Origin of the sequence: Streptomyces sp. CC228A, from assembly GCF_021390935.1 — a bacterium.
GTDB lineage: Bacteria > Actinomycetota > Actinomycetes > Streptomycetales > Streptomycetaceae > Streptomyces.
Map to the genome: position 1 here is coordinate 326,868 of NZ_JAJPUI010000006.1, position 14,648 is coordinate 341,515.

Here is a 14,648-nt window from a genome sequence, read left to right on the forward strand (position 1 = left end):
GACCCCGGATGCTCTGGCGCATTAGGGTGACCGGTATGTCGGCCACGCGATACACCTACCTCGGCCCCGAGGGCACCTTCACCGAAGCCGCTCTGCGCACCCTGCCGGAGGCGGCGACTCGGGAGCTGGTGCCGATGGTCTCGGTGCCCGCGGCATTGGACGCCGTAAGGAACGGCGACGCGGCCGCCGCGCTCGTACCGATCGAGAACTCGGTGGAGGGCGGGGTCACGGCGACTCTCGATGAGCTGGCGTCGGGCGAGCCACTGATGATCTACCGCGAGGTGCTGCTGCCGATCGCGTTCGCCCTGCTGGCGCGCCCCGGTACGAAGGTGTCCGACATCAAGACCGTCACGGGGCACCCGGTGGCCCAGCCCCAGGTCCGGAACTGGCTGCGCACCCATCTGCCGGAGGCCGTATGGGAGTCGGCCGCATCGAACGCCGACGGAGCGCGGCTGGTGCAGGAAGGCCGGTACGACGCGGCGTTCGCGGGCGAGTTCGCGGCGGCGACGTACGGGCTGGAGGCGCTGGTCACCGACATCCACGATGCGGAGAACGCGGAGACCCGCTTCGTCCTGGTGGGGCGTCCGGCGAGGCCGGCCGCGCCGACCGGCGCCGACAAGACGTCCATGGTCATCTGGCTGCGCGACGACCACCCGGGCGCCCTGTTGGAGCTGCTGCAGGAGTTCGCGGTCCGGGGTGTGAACCTCATGCTGATCCAGTCGCGGCCGACGGGCGCCGGGATCGGCAACTACTGCTTCGCTGTCGACGCGGAGGGCCACATCTCTGACCGCAGGGTGGGCGAGGCGCTGATGGGGCTGAAGCGGATCTGCCCGAAGGTGCGCTTCCTGGGTTCGTACCCCCGGGCGGGGGTCACCCCGCAGCAGGTGCGTGCACTGCGGGAAGGCACGTCGGACCAGGACTTCACCGCTGCCGCGGACTGGCTGGCGCGGTGCCAGGACGGCCGGGGCGCGTAGCGTCCGGCAGCGGCGGCGAGGCATGAGCCTTTCGGCGCGGCTGCGGTGGGGTCGCCCACCTTCCGGCGCGGCTGCGGTGGGGTCGCCCACCTTCCGGCGCGGCTGCGGGCGGCATACCTGCGGGCGGCTGCGAGGAGGCCGCCCTTCCGCACCGATACGCCGTGGCGGAGGCTTCGGACATGGCACCGAAGGAGCGCGGCTCGGGCAGGAACACCAGCGGATAGCCCGTAGCGGACCCTGCGGCGGCGGGACGCGGCGGTGCGGTGCGGTGTGGTGCCGTGCGATGCGGCCCGGACACCGCTGCGGCGCCGTGCGATGCGGCCCGGACATCGCTGCGGCGGAATCGTGCCGGCTCGGACGAAGCCAGGGCCGGGGGCCCTCAGCCCCGGGCGCAGGGCGGGACCACCCGGCATGGCTCCGTAGGGCCCTCCAGTCCCCGTACAGGTCCCCGGACCAGTCCCAGGGCCGGCCGCATGGCCGGCCGCCGGACCGTCGCGCGGGGGGACGAGCGCCCCCTCGGACCAGGAGCAGGGAAGCGCCACCGGCCGGACGACCGGGGCTCCGCGGAGTTATCCACAGGGCGCCTTCTCTCCCTGGGGACAAGTCGATATCCCGCGTCGGCAGCAGACAGAGCCGATCGGGACAAGGTCGATAAATCGGTGTAGTGACCCCAGGCACCCCTATGCCGCCCTATGCCCACTCCCGTCACCTCACTTCCTTAGATCAGTCCCTTAGGGCGAGGAATTCCCACTCAAATGAGTGGATACTAGGGGTTTGATCAAGCAAACACAGGATGTGCGCCCCGCTTTCCGCAGGATCGATTTCCGAGCCCCTGTTATCCACACAGCCTGTGGATAACAGGGGGCAGCCTCCGGCGGACTGTGGACAAGAGCTCCGCGCGCCTCCCGGTCGACCCTGTACCACGCCCCCAGCAAGAGCCTTCAATACCGGCATTCAGGACGAATTGCCGCGCACGATCCAATGCGGTGCCGTGGCGGGAGTCCACACCGGTAGCCTGGGGGGGTGATTGACCTTCGCCTGCTCCGTGAGGACCCCGACCGTGTTCGCGCCTCCCAGCGCGCCCGTGGAGAGGACGTCGACCTCGTCGACGCACTGCTCTCCGCCGACGAGCGGCGCAGGTCGTCCGGCGTCCGTTTCGACGAGCTGCGCTCCGAGCAGAAGGCGCTCGGCAAGCTGATCCCCAAGGCCGCCGGCGACGAGAAGACCGAGCTGCTGAAGAAGGCGGGCGATCTGGCCGCCGCCGTGAAGGCCGCCGACGCCGAGCAGAACGAAGCCGACGAGGAGACACGGCGCCTGCTGCTGCAGCTGGGCAACCTCGTCCACCCGGACGTCCCCGTCGGCGGCGAAGAGGACTTCGTCGTCCTGGAGACGCACGGCACCATCCGCGACTTCGCCGCCGAGGGCTTCGCCCCCAAGGACCACCTGGAGCTCGGCGAGGCGCTGGGCGCCATCGACGTGGAGCGCGGCGCCAAGGTGTCGGGCTCGCGGTTCTACTACCTGACGGGCGTCGGCGCCCTCCTGGAACTCGCGCTCGTCAACGCCGCCATCGCCCAGGCCGTGGACGCCGGCTTCACCCCGATGCTCACCCCGGCCCTGGTCCGGCCGCGCGCCATGGAAGGCACCGGCTTCCTGGGCCAGGCCGCCGAGAACGTCTACCACCTGGAGAAGGACGACTTCTACCTGGTCGGCACGTCCGAGGTGCCGCTCGCCGCGTACCACATGGACGAGATCCTCGACGCCGACAAGCTCCCCCTGCGGTACGCCGGCTTCTCCCCCTGCTACCGGCGCGAGGCCGGCACGTACGGCAAGGACACCCGGGGCATCTTCCGGGTCCACCAGTTCGACAAGGTCGAGATGTTCTCGTACATCGCGCCGGAGGACGCCGAGGCCGAGCACAAGCGGCTGCTGGAGTGGGAGAAGCAGTGGCTGAACTCGCTTGAGCTGCCGTTCCAGGTGATCGACGTCGCCACCGGCGACCTGGGTGCCTCCGCCTCCCGCAAGTACGACTGCGAGGCGTGGATCCCGACGCAAGGTAAGTACCGCGAGCTCACCTCGGCGTCCAACTGCGACAGCTTCCAGGCGCGCCGCCTGTCCGTGCGCATGCGCGACGGGAAGAAGGTGCAGCCGCTGGCGACACTGAACGGCACGCTGTGCGCCGTGCCGCGCACGATCGTGGCCATCCTGGAGAACCACCAGCTCGCCGACGGCTCCGTGCGGGTCCCGGAGGTCCTCCGCCCGTACCTGGGCGGACGTGAGCTGCTGGAGCCCGTCGCCCGGTGAGCACCGCACCCGTGAGGCCCTTCCCGTACCGGCTCGTCGCGACCGACCTCGACGGGACGCTGCTGCGGCCCGACGAGACGGTCTCGCAGCGCACGCGCGACGCGCTCGCCGCCGCCATGGAGGCGGGCGCCGTGCACATCGTCGTCACCGGCCGGTCCGTGCCCTGGACCCGGCACATACTGGACGACCTGGGATACGAGGGCCTCGCGGTGTGCGGGCAGGGCGCGCAGGTGTACCACGCCGGTGAGCACCGCCTGCTGACCTCCGTCACCCTGGACCGGCAGCTGGCGGCACTCGCCCTGGCGAAGCTGGAGGCCGAGACGGGTCCGCTGGCGGTGGCCGCCAGCCGCGACGGCCTGGACGGCGAGGTGCTGGTCGGGCCCGGTTACCTCGTGCAGGAGGGACCGCTGCCGTACGTCCCGTACGAGAACCCGGCCGATCTGTGGGCCGCGCCGCTGAACAAGCTGTACCTGCAGCACCCAGAGCTGGACGACGACTCCCTGGCGGCGGTGGCCCGGCAGGTCGTCGGCGGTCTGGTGGACGTCGTCATGGCCGGTCCGGGCGTCGTGGAGATCCTGCCCATGGGGCTCACGAAGGCGACCGGCCTGTCCCTGGCGGCCCGCCGCCTGGGGGTCCAGGCCGCGGACACCATCGCGTTCGGGGACATGCCCAACGACATCCCGATGTTCGCCTGGGCGGCGCACAGTGTGGCCATGGCCAACGCGCACGACGAGTTGAAGGCCGTCGCCGACGAGGTCACCGCGTCGAATGACGCCGACGGCATCGCGCTCGTGCTGGAGGAACTGCTCGCCCGCTGAGCCCGCACCCGGGCGCCCGGCAGCACGGCGCTCCCGGACAGGACCAGCCCAGTCGGCTTCCGGGCTTCCAGGCTTCCGGGCTTCCGGGCTTCCGGGCTTCCAGCGGAGGATGCGCGGATCGAACGCGCGCGGGGAGACCCCCGACCACGGCTTAGCAAGCCGGTGCCTTACCACTCGGCCAATCCTCCGGGAGGGGCGGCCCGCGCGCACCCGCAGGTACGCGCGCTCGAAGCGGCCGCCCCGGGCAGCTGCTGCGGGCGGGCCCGGGAGTCGGGTGACTACTCCGGTGCCTGCCGCGTGCTGCCCTGAGGGGAGCTCGACGGACTCGTGCTCTCTCGGGTCAACGTCTCGCTCCTCCCCGGCTCGTGATGTCCATGCGTCGGTACGGACACCACTGTGCCGGGGAGGGCCGGCGGTACGCCACCGAAATACGGCTCAGAAGTTGATCATGTGGCCGGCCAGGCCGTGCACGGCCTCCTTGACCGCCTCGCCGAGCGTCGGGTGGGCGTGGACGTTGCGCGCGACCTCGTGGACCGTCAGGTCCCACTGCTGGGCGAGCGTCAGCTCGGGGAGCAGCTCGGTCACGTCCGGTCCGATCAGGTGCGCGCCGATGATCTCGCCGTACTTCGCGTCGCTGATGATCTTCACGAAGCCCGTCGAGTCGCCGAGGCCGTGCGACTTGCCGTTCGCGCTGAACGGGAACTTGGCGACCTTGACGTCGAAGCCCTTCTCCCGGGCCTGCTCCTCGGTCCAGCCGAAGGACGCGATCTGCGGCTGGCAGTACGTGGCGCGCGGGATCATCGGGTAGTCGAGCTCCATCGTCTCGGCGCCCGCGAGGGTCTCGGCGGCGACGACGCCCATGGCCTCGGCGGTGTGCGCCAGCATCAGCTTCGCCGTGACGTCACCGATGGCGTAGATGTGGGGCACGGACGTGCGGCAGCGGGCGTCGACGTCCACGGCGCCGCGCTCGGTGAGCCTGACCCCGGTGTTCTCCAGTCCGTACCCGGTGGTGTTCGGAGCGAATCCGATGGCCTGGAGGACCTTGTCGGCCTCCAGGACCTGCTGCGAACCGTCCTTGGTGGTGACCGTGACGCGCAGCTGCGGGCCCGACTCGTCGATGGAGTCGACCCGGGTCGACGTCAGCACGTCGATGCCGAGCTTGCGGTACTGCTTGGCCAGCTCCGCCGAGACGTCCTTGTCCTCCAGCGGCGCGATCCTGTCGAGGAACTCGACGATGGTGACCTTCGCGCCGTAGTTGTGCAGCACGTACGCGAACTCGATGCCGATCGCGCCTGCCCCCGCGATCACGACGGACTGCGGCACGTCCTCGGTGAGGATCAGCTCCTCGTACGTGACGACGCGGTCGCTGCGGCTCGTGCCCGGCAGGAGCCGCGGTGTGGCGCCCGTCGCGATGATGCAGTGGTCGAACGCGATGGTGCTGGTCGTGCCGTCGGAGAGGGCGACCTGCAGGGTGTTCGCGTCGACGAAGCTGCCCCGGCCGTCGAACTCGGTGATGCCGTTCTTCTTCATCAGGTAGTGGACGCCCTTGACCCGGCCGTCGGCGACCCGGCGGCTGCGGCGGAACGCCTCCCCGTAGTCGAAGGAGACCTGGCCGTCGACCTTGATGCCGAAGGTCTTCGCCTCGTGGGTGAAGATGTGCGCCAGTTCGGCGTTGCGCAGCAGGGCCTTGGTGGGGATGCAGCCGACGTTCAGGCAGACGCCGCCCCAGTACTTCTCCTCGACGACCGCGACGCGCTTTCCGAGCTGGGCGGCACGGATCGCGGCGACGTATCCGCCGGGGCCTGCTCCGAGTACGACGACGTCGAAGCGGTCTGTCATGGCTGGCTCCCCAAGATGTGAGTGCGGGTCGTGCGGGCCGTGAGGTCGCGCCCGTGCCCACAGTAATCCCGGGGCGCGCGGACCGCTGCGACGCCCGTCTCCTCTGTGGACGGGCGGGGCTTTGTGGACAACTCCGCCACCCCTCCCGGCTCCACGGGCGGACAACGCCGCCACCCGCCCCGGTGCCACGGGCCGCGGGCTACTCCTCCCCGGCCAGCGTCAGCGTGCGCAGCTTGTGGCCCGCGAACCATGTGGCGCCCGCGGTCACCGCGATCAGCAGCACCACCGCGAGCGGCAGGCCGACGTCGGAGGACACCACGCTGTCGCCTCCGGTGACCTTCTGCGCCACGGCCGCCGACCACTCCCGGACGCTGAGGGTGCGGGCTCCCGAGATGAGGCCGGCGAAGAGCGCCTCCCAGATCAGGGCGTAGACGAGGCCGATGACGACGGCGTGCCGGGTGACCGTGCCCAGCAGCAGGAAGATCGCGCTGTACGCGATGGAGGCGACCAGCGCAGCGACCGTGTAGGCCACGGCGATCTGCTGGCCGTTGCCGTTGAGGATGAACCCGGCGATGAGGGTGGGCAGCGCGGAGAAGACCATGGTGACCGCGATCGCCACGGTCAGCTTGGTCATGATGATCGTGGGCCGCTTGACCGGCTTGGAGAGGAGGTAGACGACGGAGCCGTCGTCTATTTCGGGGCCGATGGCGCCGGTGCCGGCGATGACCCCGATCAGGGGCACCAGCGTGGCGAGGGCGAACCCGCCGAGGACGTCGGCGGCGATCTGGTCGTCGGGGCCGTTGAGGAGGCGTACGGCGGCTGCGAGGAACAGCAGCAGCCCGGGCAGGACGAAGAGGACCGCGGCGCGGCGGCGGCCCAGCAGGGCCCGGTAGGTGAGCCGGGCGACGGTGGGGTGGTACATGGTCGTGGGGCTCCCTTCAGGCCGCGACGAGGTACGAGAAGACCGACTCCAGCGACTCGTCCGAGGGCGAGACGGTCAGCAGCCGGATCCCGTGGGTGCGGGCCACCCGCGGGAGCAGTTCGGTGAAGCGGCCGAAGTCCACGGCCTGGACGCGCAGGACGCCTTCGCGGACGTCGACGTCGATACCGGCGGTGGAGGGGTCGGCGATGAGCGCGGCGGCCAGGGCCCGGTCGTCGCTGGACCGGATCACGTACCGGTGCGGGCGGTCGGTCATGAGGCGGCGGATCCTGCGGAAGTCGCCGCTCGCCGCGTGCCGGCCGGCGACGACGACCTCGATGTGCGAGGCCAGTTGCTCGACCTCCTCCAGGATGTGGGAGGAGAACAGCACGGTGCGGCCTTCGGCGCCCATGCGACGCAGCAGCTCCATCAGCTGCATGCGCTGGCGGGGGTCCATGCCGTTGAACGGCTCGTCGAGCAGCAGCACGGACGGCTCGTGCACCAGGGCCGAGGCCATCTTGACGCGCTGCCGCATGCCCTTGCTGTACGTGGCGATGCGGCGGTCCTGCGCGTACTCCATCTCCACGGTGGCCAGGGCCCGCTGCGCCTCGGCGTCGCCCAGGCCGTGCAGTTCGGCGTTGGCGACGACGAACTCGCGGCCGGTGAGGAAGTCGTACATCGCCTCCCTCTCGGGGACGACGCCGATGTGGCGGTACGCGGACTCGTCGCGCCAGACCGGTCGGCCGTCCAGGGTGACCGAGCCGGTGGAGGGGGCGAGGAAGCCGCCCATCATGTTGATGAGGGTGGACTTGCCGGCGCCGTTGGGGCCGAGGAGGCCGGTGACGCCGGGGCCGATGGTCATGGTGATGTCGTTGACGGCGACGACGTTGCCGAACCACCGCGAGACATGGTCGATGTTGAGGGTGGTCACAGCCCGACCTTTCGGTAGCGGCGCAGCAGGATGCCGTACGAGGCGGCGATGAGCGCGAGGACGACCAGCAGGTACACCGCGCCGACTCCGGTGCCGGGGCCCTCCCCGCCGGGGAAGGCGGAGGCGGCGCCGAGGAACGCGGTCTGGACGCCGTCGATGAGCGTCACCGGCGAGAGCAACCCGAGCCAGGCGACGGCGTCGAGGTGGTCCGTCGACCAGGCGATGGCCTGGACGGTGGTGACGGCGCCGTACGAGATGACCAGCACCGCGATGATGGCGGCGACGCCGAATCCGCGGCGCGGCGTCAGGGCGGCCACCACGAGCGACAGGCCGCCGAAGAGGAGCGACAGCAGGGCCACGGACGCCATGCCCTGGGCGAATCCCCCGGTCTGCTCGGCGAAGTCCATCTTGGCGAGCAGCGCGCCTATGTAGAGCACGAGCAGCGGTGCGGCGGTCAGCAGGAGCAGCGCGGACGCCATCGCCCCGAGCTTCGCGACGACGTAGTCGGTGTGCTCGATGGGGCGGGAGAAGTACAGCGGTACGGTGCGGAAGCGCAGGTCCCGCGAGACGGACTGCGGTGCCTGCGCGGCCACGAACAGCGCGATCACGAGCTGCATGATCAGCGCGTACTCGGTGTACTCGACCGGCAGGTCCTTCATCTTGGTGGTCACGGCGACGGCCACGATGATCAGCGCGGGGACGCACATGATGCCGAAGAGGATCATGGGCAGCACCTTGGACTTGGCGCTGCGGCCCAGCCCGTAGGCGCCGCGGAGGGACTGCGCGTAGAGCGAGCGCCGCGCGTAGGAGCGACCGAGGCGGGCTCCTGCGTAGTTGCGGTACCCGATGTTGTGGATGCGGGTCTGGGAGGCGGGCTGCTGCCCGCCGCGGGTGTCGGCGCTCATCAGGCCCGCACCTCCGGGGACGTGCCGGCGGCTGCCGCCTCGGGGCGGAACACCTCGGCGATGTGGTGGCGGCGCTGCTCCATGCGGACGAGGCCGAGGCCCAGGTCGGCGACGGTGTCGCGCACGATGTCGTAGGTCTCCTCACCGGTCGCTTCCAGGAGGAGGATGTGGCCGGCGCCCGGCAGTCCTTCCTCTCCGCGCGTGTGGAGGGCGACTCCTGCGGCGGTGAGGGCGGTGCGGAGGGCGGCGGTGCCGTCGGGGTGCGTGTCGGAGTCGGTGACCTCGACGGCGACGGTGGTGGTGGTCCGGGTGAAGTCGCTGGTGGAGCTGGAGCGCAGGAGGCGGCCGCCGTCGATGACGACGACGTGGTCGCAGGTGCGCTCCAGTTCGCCGAGCAGGTGGGACGTGACCAGGACGGAGATGCCGAACTCCGTCCAGACGCGGCGGATGAGGCCGAGCATGTCGTCGCGGCCGACGGGGTCCAGGCCGTTGGTGGGTTCGTCGAGGAACACCAGCTTCGGGTCGTGGACGAGGGCCTGGGCGAGCTTCACGCGCTGCTTCATGCCGGTGGAGTAACCGCCCATGGGGCGGTAGCGCTCCTCGTACAGGCCGACGTGGCGCAGGGTGTCGGCGGTGCGCTCGCGGGCCGCCGCCGGGGGCAGTCCCGACATGCGCGCCATGTGGACGACGAACTCGGTGGCCGAGACGTCGGGCGGCAGGCAGTCGTGCTCGGGCATGTAGCCGACCTGCTCGCGGATGGCGGGGCCGTGGCTGGTGACGTCGAGACCGAGGACCTCGGCGCGGCCCTCGGTCGCCGGCGACAGTCCGAGCAAGATCTTGATCATGGTGGATTTACCGGCTCCGTTGGCGCCCACCAGGCCGGTCACACCGGGCCCGATGTCCAGCGACAGCCGGTCGAGCGCGGTCACCCTGGGGAACCGCTTGCTGAGGCTTTCGGTCGCGATCACAGTCACGAATCGACCGTAGTGGCGCGGGCCACAGCAGGCGTCAGCCCTGGCGGCTGGATCCGTCTCCGACTCCAGGCGTACGGCGGGGCTCGCGGCCCCGTACGAGAGGGGGAGGCGATCCCCTCGGGGAGGGTTTTCCACAGGCCGTGCACGCCTCTTGACTCAGCCGCCAGGCATTGTCACATTCATTGATGTCACGTTACGGACACGTACCGCGAAGGTCGGCTACGGAGGGTGGGCGGCATGGCGACAGGGGCAGCGGACACGGCGACACCGCCGGATCTGCGCGGATTCAGAGAGGTGCAGCGGCTCGCGTACGCGTGCGCGGAAGCCGTGGCGGCGCAGCTGCGGCCGGGGGTGACGGAGCGCGAGGCGGCTCGGATGCAGCGGGACTGGCTGGGCGAGCGGGGCGTGCGGGACTGGTTCCACCTGCCGTTCGCCTGGTTCGGTGACCGCACCGCCTTCGCGGGCTTCCGCATACCGCTGCAGTTCTTCCCGACGAACAGGCGGCTGGAGCACGGCATGCCGTTCATCCTCGACATGGCGCCGATCCACCGGGGCTTCACCGCCGACATCGGCTACTCCGGCTGCCTGGGCCCCCACCCCCTGCACGACAAGCTGACGGCCGACCTGCGGCAGCACCGCGAGCTCATCCTGCGCGAGGTGCGGGAGCGGCGCCCGCTGCGGGAGATCTACGAGGACGTGGACCGGCTGATGGTGCGGCAGGGATACGCCAACCGGCACCGCGCCTACCCGTTCGGCGTGATCGCGCACAAGGTGGACCGGGTGCGGGAGCGGCGCTGGGCACCGACCCTGTTCGGGTTCGGCACGCAGTCCCTCAGGGGCCTGGCGAGCGACGCGCTGCACGGGCACCGGGAGGGCTGGTCACCGTTGTGGTCGCCCTACCGCTTCTCCGACCATCCCCCGAGGCCGGGGCTGTGGGCGGTGGAGCCGCACCTCGGGTTCCGCGGCACGGGGGCGAAGTTCGAGGAGCTCCTGGTGGTCACGGACTCGCGGGACCCGGAGGAGAGCGCCTTCTGGCTGGACGACGACCTGCCGCACGTGCGGCGCTGGAGCGCGGAGGGAGCAGAGGCATGAGCCTGCTGAGGGGGGCGCGGGAGCGCCGGGTGACGACGGGCGGCGTCGACCTGTGCGTCGCGGAGATGGGCAGCCCGGACCGGCCGACGGTCGTCCTGGTGCACGGCTACCCGGACTCCAAGGAGGTCTGGTCGGAGGTCGCCCTGCGGCTCGCCGAGCGGTTCCACGTGGTCCTCTACGACGTGCGGGGCCACGGCCGGTCCACGGCGCCGGTGCCGCTGCGCGGCGGCTTCACCCTGGAGAAGCTGACGGACGACTTCCTGGCGGTCGTGGACGCGGTCAGCCCCGGCCGGCCGGTGCATCTGGTGGGACACGACTGGGGATCGGTGCAGTCGTGGGAGTTCGCCACGGTCGCGCGGACCAAGGGCCGCATCGCGTCGTTCACGTCCCTGTCGGGCCCCTCGCTGGACCACTTCGGGCACTGGATCAAGCGGCGCACGGCGCGTCCGACCCCCAGGCGGGTCGGCCATCTGCTGGGGCAGGGCGCCAAGTCCTGGTACGTGTACCTCCTGCACACGCCCGTCCTGCCGGAGGCGGCATGGCGGGGGCCGCTCGGCAGGCGGTGGCCGGGCCTGCTGCGGCGCGTCGAAGGGGTCGCGGACGACGGCTACCCGACGGCCTCCCTGCCCGCGGACGCCGCGCACGGCGCCTGGCTGTACCGGGACAACGTCCGCTCACGGCTGCTGAGGCCGCGCGACGACGCCCACGCGCACGTGCCGGTACAGCTGATCACGCCGACCGGCGACGCCTTCCTTTCGGAGCGGCTCTACGACGACCTGGCGCAGTGGGCGCCCCGGCTCGTGCGGCGCACGCTTCCGGCGAAGCACTGGGCGCCCCGTACGCACCCGGACCAGCTGGCTGCGTGGATCGCCGAGTTCGCGGTGGAGCACGACCCGCGGGAGCAGGGCGGGCCCGGGCTGCCGGAGCCTGTCGCCTCCGGCCGGCGGTACGCGGACCGGTTCGGCGGCCGGCTGGTACTGGTGACGGGGGCGGGCAGCGGCATCGGCCGGGCCACCGCGTTCGCGTTCGCCGAGGCGGGTGCCCGGGTGGTCGCCGTCGACCGCGACGCGGAGAGCGCGGCCCGTACCGCGGAACTCGCCCGGCTCGTGGGGGCGCCGGCCGCGTGGCCGGAGGTGGCGGACGTGAGCGACGAGCAGGCCATGGAGAAACTCGGCGCCCGGGTCGCTGCGGAGTACGGCGTGGTCGACGTGCTGGTGAACAACGCCGGCATCGGCCTTTCCGGCTCGTTCTTCGACACCACCAGCGAGGACTGGAAGCGGGTCCTCGACGTCAACCTGTGGGGTGTCATCCACGGTTGCAGGGTCTTCGGACGGCAGATGGCGGAGCGCGGCCAGGGCGGGCACATCGTGAACACGGCGTCGGCCGCCGCGTACCAGCCGTCGAAGGTGCTGTCGGCGTACGGCACGTCGAAGGCCGCGGTGCTGATGCTCAGCGAGTGCCTGCGCGCGGAGCTCGCCGGGCAGGGCATCGGCGTGACGGCGGTCTGCCCGGGCATCGTGAACACGAACATCACGGCCACCGCCCGGTTCGCCGGGGTGTCGGAGGAGGAGCAGCGCAGCCGCAGGGAGCGGACCAGCCGACTGTACGGCCTGCGGAACTACCCGCCGGAGAAGGTCGCCGACGCGGTGCTGAGGGCCGTGGCGGAGAACCGGGCGGTGGTGCCGGTGACGCCGGAGGCGCGGGGCGCGCAGCTGATATCCCGGTTCGCGCCGGCCGCGCTGCGGGCCCTGGCACGGCTGGACCCCCCGCAGTGAGCCGCCCCCGCCGCGGGCGCGCCCGGCGGCGCCCGCGGGACCGTACGTACCATCCCTGGGAGGAGGGACCGGGGCAGTAGGGAGTGGACGTGTCCGCACAGCCAGCAGACGGGGACCGGGCGGGCAGGCAGCCGGCGGCGGCGGGTCGGCTGCGGCCGCGCGGCCGCAGCCGGACGCGGCAGCAGCGGACGTGCCGCGCGCACCGGAAACACCGGCGGTCGAGCGGCCGGGCACGGAAGCAGCGGACGCACGCCGAGCACCGGAAGCGGCCACGGGGGAGCGGCCGGGCGCGGCAGCCCCTACCGGGAAGCGGCCGGGCACGGAAGCAGCGGAAGCGCCCACCGGGAAGCGGCCGGGCGCGGAAGCAGGAGAAGCCCCCAGCGGGGCGCGGCCGGACGCGGAAGCAGCGGAAGCGCCTACCGGGAAGCGGCCGGGCGCGGCCGAGTACCGGATCGAGGACCTGGCGCATCTCAGCGGCGCCACGGTGCGCACCATCCGTGCCTACCAGGACCGCGGGCTGCTGCCCCGCCCGGAGCGGCGCGGTCGGGCGAACGTGTACGGGGACGCCCACCTGGCGCGGTTGCGGCAGATCGCCGACCTGCTCGACCGCGGGTACACCCTGGCTTCGATCAAGGAGCTGCTGGAAGCCTGGGACGCGGGCCGCGGTCTCGGCGGGGTGCTGGGCCTGGTGGCCGAGGTGAACGGGCCGTGGACGGACGAGCAGGCCGACCGGATCACACGCGCGGAGCTGGACGAGCGGTTCGGCGGCGTACCGGACGAGCGCGCCGTCCGGGAGGCCGTCGCCCTCGGCGTGCTGGAGCCGGTGCCCGGCCGGGACGACGAGTTCCTGGTGCCCAGCCCGCAGGAGCTGTCCGTCGCCGTCGAGCTGTACGCGGCGGGTGTCCCGCTGCTGGCCGTCGCCGGGCACCTCCGCGAGCTGCGGGCGCAGGTGGAGCACATCGCGACCCGGTTCCTGGAGTTCACCACCGAGCACGTCTTCGCCCGCTACCTCGGCCACCGGCCACCCAGCGACGCGGAGGCGACCGAGGCGGCGGAGCTGGTACGGCGGCTGCGGCCGCTGGCCCAGCAGACCGTGGACGCGGAACTGGCGCGGGCGATGCGCACGTTCGCCCCGCGGCACCTGCAGCGGCACCTCGCGCCGGGCGCGCCGACCGGGCCGGATGGCGAGCCGCGGAGCGTGGCCCTCCCGGCGGACACCGTCCGCGCCGTACAGGAACTGGTGGGCACCGAGCACGTGGCGGCGTTCGTCGCCGCGGCGACCGAACGCGAGGTGCGGGCAAGGACGTTGGACGCGCTCGCCGAAGCAGGCCGCGACGCCCGACGCGACCCGGAGGGCAGGGGGCCGCACGACGCGCTGCACAAGGAGCGGGGAAGGGAGCTGTAGGCGGGGTGAGTTGTCCACAGAACCGGCCCCTGCGGCTGTGGATAACGGTAGTTGACTGTGGACCAAACCTCGACCGGGGGGAAATCTCTGTCTCCGGCGTGTGATTCCCGACACCGCATATCGATAGCGCCGAAGGGCAGCTGGTGCCACGCTGCCGCCATGGACGACCACCGCGCCGTGAAGGTGTCGAAGTACCTCTCCAAGCACCTGCGCCACCAGCCGGAGAGGATCGGTCTGACCCTGGACCGGCAGGGCTGGGCGGCGGTCACGGACCTCCTCCAGGCGATGGAGCGGCACGGCATGCGGATCAGCCGCACCGAGCTGGAGCACGTCGTCGCCGTGAACGACAAGCGGCGCTTCACCCTCGACGCGGACCGCGACCGGATCCGGGCCGCCCAGGGGCACACCGTGGCCGTCGACCTGGACCTGCCCCGGGCCGCCCCGCCCGCCTGGCTCCACCACGGCACCGTGGCCCGCAACCTGGCGGCGATCCGCGCCGAAGGGCTGCGCCCGATGGCCCGCCACCATGTCCACCTGTCGCCGGACCGGGAGACCGCGGCCCGCGTCGGTGCGCGCCGCGGCCGCCCCGTCGTACTGACCGTGGCGGCGGGCGCCATGCACCAGGACGGCCACGTCTTCCACGTCAGCGCCAACCGCGTGTGGCTCACCGACGCGGTACCCCCGGGATACCTCCGCTTCCGGGAGTGACCGCCAC

At 71.9% G+C, this 14,648-nt stretch carries 12 protein-coding genes and 1 tRNA gene; 7 read left to right on the forward strand and 6 right to left on the reverse strand.

Annotation, left to right across the window (positions count from 1 at the left end; genetic code table 11):
- Nucleotides 1–35: 35 nt before the first annotated feature.
- The 3 genes from pheA to L6E17_RS19340 all read left to right on the forward strand — a co-directional run bounded on the left by pheA (nucleotide 36) and on the right by L6E17_RS19340 (nucleotide 4,093).
- Nucleotides 36–974, forward strand: a complete 939-nt coding sequence (gene pheA, locus L6E17_RS19330) for a prephenate dehydratase (protein ID WP_236241994.1) — start codon at nucleotides 36–38, stop codon at nucleotides 972–974.
- Nucleotides 975–1,997: 1,023 nt separating this feature from the next.
- Nucleotides 1,998–3,275, forward strand: coding sequence for a serine--tRNA ligase (gene serS / locus L6E17_RS19335; RefSeq protein ID WP_236241995.1), 1,278 nt, complete (start codon nucleotides 1,998–2,000; stop codon nucleotides 3,273–3,275).
- Between the two features lie 11 nt (nucleotides 3,276–3,286).
- A complete protein-coding gene (locus tag L6E17_RS19340; RefSeq protein WP_236242132.1) occupies nucleotides 3,287–4,093 on the forward strand; it encodes an HAD family hydrolase in 807 nt (268 codons plus the stop codon).
- A 103-nt stretch (nucleotides 4,094–4,196) separates the two neighbouring features.
- Here the strand turns inward: L6E17_RS19340 and L6E17_RS19345 are convergent.
- The 6 genes from L6E17_RS19345 to L6E17_RS19370 all read right to left on the reverse strand — a co-directional run bounded on the left by L6E17_RS19345 (nucleotide 4,197) and on the right by L6E17_RS19370 (nucleotide 9,655).
- A tRNA-Ser gene (locus L6E17_RS19345) sits at nucleotides 4,197–4,281 on the reverse strand.
- Between the two features lie 247 nt (nucleotides 4,282–4,528).
- Nucleotides 4,529–5,932 (reverse strand): dihydrolipoyl dehydrogenase, encoded by a 1,404-nt coding sequence (gene lpdA, locus L6E17_RS19350; protein WP_236241996.1) that lies wholly within the window; start codon nucleotides 5,930–5,932, stop codon nucleotides 4,529–4,531.
- Nucleotides 5,933–6,131: 199 nt separating this feature from the next.
- The gene (locus L6E17_RS19355; protein WP_236241997.1) at nucleotides 6,132–6,854 is read right to left on the reverse strand and encodes an ABC transporter permease; all 723 of its coding nucleotides are present in this window, start codon (nucleotides 6,852–6,854) and stop codon (nucleotides 6,132–6,134) included.
- A 16-nt stretch (nucleotides 6,855–6,870) separates the two neighbouring features.
- Nucleotides 6,871–7,782: an ABC transporter ATP-binding protein gene (locus L6E17_RS19360; protein ID WP_236241998.1), complete on the reverse strand. Its 912-nt coding sequence runs from the start codon at nucleotides 7,780–7,782 to the stop codon at nucleotides 6,871–6,873.
- Complete coding sequence (locus L6E17_RS19365) at nucleotides 7,779–8,687, reverse strand: ABC transporter permease (RefSeq protein ID WP_236241999.1); 909 nt, start codon at nucleotides 8,685–8,687, stop codon at nucleotides 7,779–7,781. Before L6E17_RS19365 ends, L6E17_RS19360 begins: the two co-directional genes overlap by 4 nt.
- The gene (locus tag L6E17_RS19370) at nucleotides 8,687–9,655 is read right to left on the reverse strand and encodes an ABC transporter ATP-binding protein (protein ID WP_236242133.1); all 969 of its coding nucleotides are present in this window, start codon (nucleotides 9,653–9,655) and stop codon (nucleotides 8,687–8,689) included. Before L6E17_RS19370 ends, L6E17_RS19365 begins: the two co-directional genes overlap by 1 nt.
- A gap of 243 nt (nucleotides 9,656–9,898) precedes the next feature.
- Between L6E17_RS19370 and L6E17_RS19375 the strand changes: the two genes are divergently transcribed.
- The 4 genes from L6E17_RS19375 to L6E17_RS19390 all read left to right on the forward strand — a co-directional run bounded on the left by L6E17_RS19375 (nucleotide 9,899) and on the right by L6E17_RS19390 (nucleotide 14,641).
- The gene (locus tag L6E17_RS19375) at nucleotides 9,899–10,753 is read left to right on the forward strand and encodes a M24 family metallopeptidase (protein WP_236242000.1); all 855 of its coding nucleotides are present in this window, start codon (nucleotides 9,899–9,901) and stop codon (nucleotides 10,751–10,753) included.
- Entirely contained in the window at nucleotides 10,750–12,528 is a 1,779-nt protein-coding gene (locus L6E17_RS19380) for an SDR family oxidoreductase (protein WP_236242001.1), read from the forward strand. Before L6E17_RS19375 ends, L6E17_RS19380 begins: the two co-directional genes overlap by 4 nt.
- 451 nt (nucleotides 12,529–12,979) lie before the next feature.
- On the forward strand, nucleotides 12,980–13,933 hold the full coding sequence (locus L6E17_RS19385; protein WP_236242134.1) for a MerR family transcriptional regulator: 954 nt from the start codon (nucleotides 12,980–12,982) through the stop codon (nucleotides 13,931–13,933).
- A gap of 159 nt (nucleotides 13,934–14,092) precedes the next feature.
- Complete coding sequence (locus tag L6E17_RS19390; protein ID WP_236242002.1) at nucleotides 14,093–14,641, forward strand: RNA 2'-phosphotransferase; 549 nt, start codon at nucleotides 14,093–14,095, stop codon at nucleotides 14,639–14,641.
- Nucleotides 14,642–14,648: the final 7 nt, after the last annotated feature.

Bases quoted from the DNA above. Each gene is read 5' to 3' on its own strand.
- pheA (WP_236241994.1), top strand. From the start codon at position 36: ATGTCGGCCACGCGATACACCTACCTCGGCCCCGAGGGCACCTTCACC.
- lpdA (WP_236241996.1), bottom strand. From the start codon at position 5,932: ATGACAGACCGCTTCGACGTCGTCGTACTCGGAGCAGGCCCCGGCGGA.
- L6E17_RS19355 (WP_236241997.1), bottom strand. From the start codon at position 6,854: ATGTACCACCCCACCGTCGCCCGGCTCACCTACCGGGCCCTGCTGGGC.
- L6E17_RS19365 (WP_236241999.1), bottom strand. From the start codon at position 8,687: ATGAGCGCCGACACCCGCGGCGGGCAGCAGCCCGCCTCCCAGACCCGC.
- L6E17_RS19375 (WP_236242000.1), top strand. From the start codon at position 9,899: ATGGCGACAGGGGCAGCGGACACGGCGACACCGCCGGATCTGCGCGGA.
- L6E17_RS19380 (WP_236242001.1), top strand. From the start codon at position 10,750: ATGAGCCTGCTGAGGGGGGCGCGGGAGCGCCGGGTGACGACGGGCGGC.
- L6E17_RS19390 (WP_236242002.1), top strand. From the start codon at position 14,093: ATGGACGACCACCGCGCCGTGAAGGTGTCGAAGTACCTCTCCAAGCAC.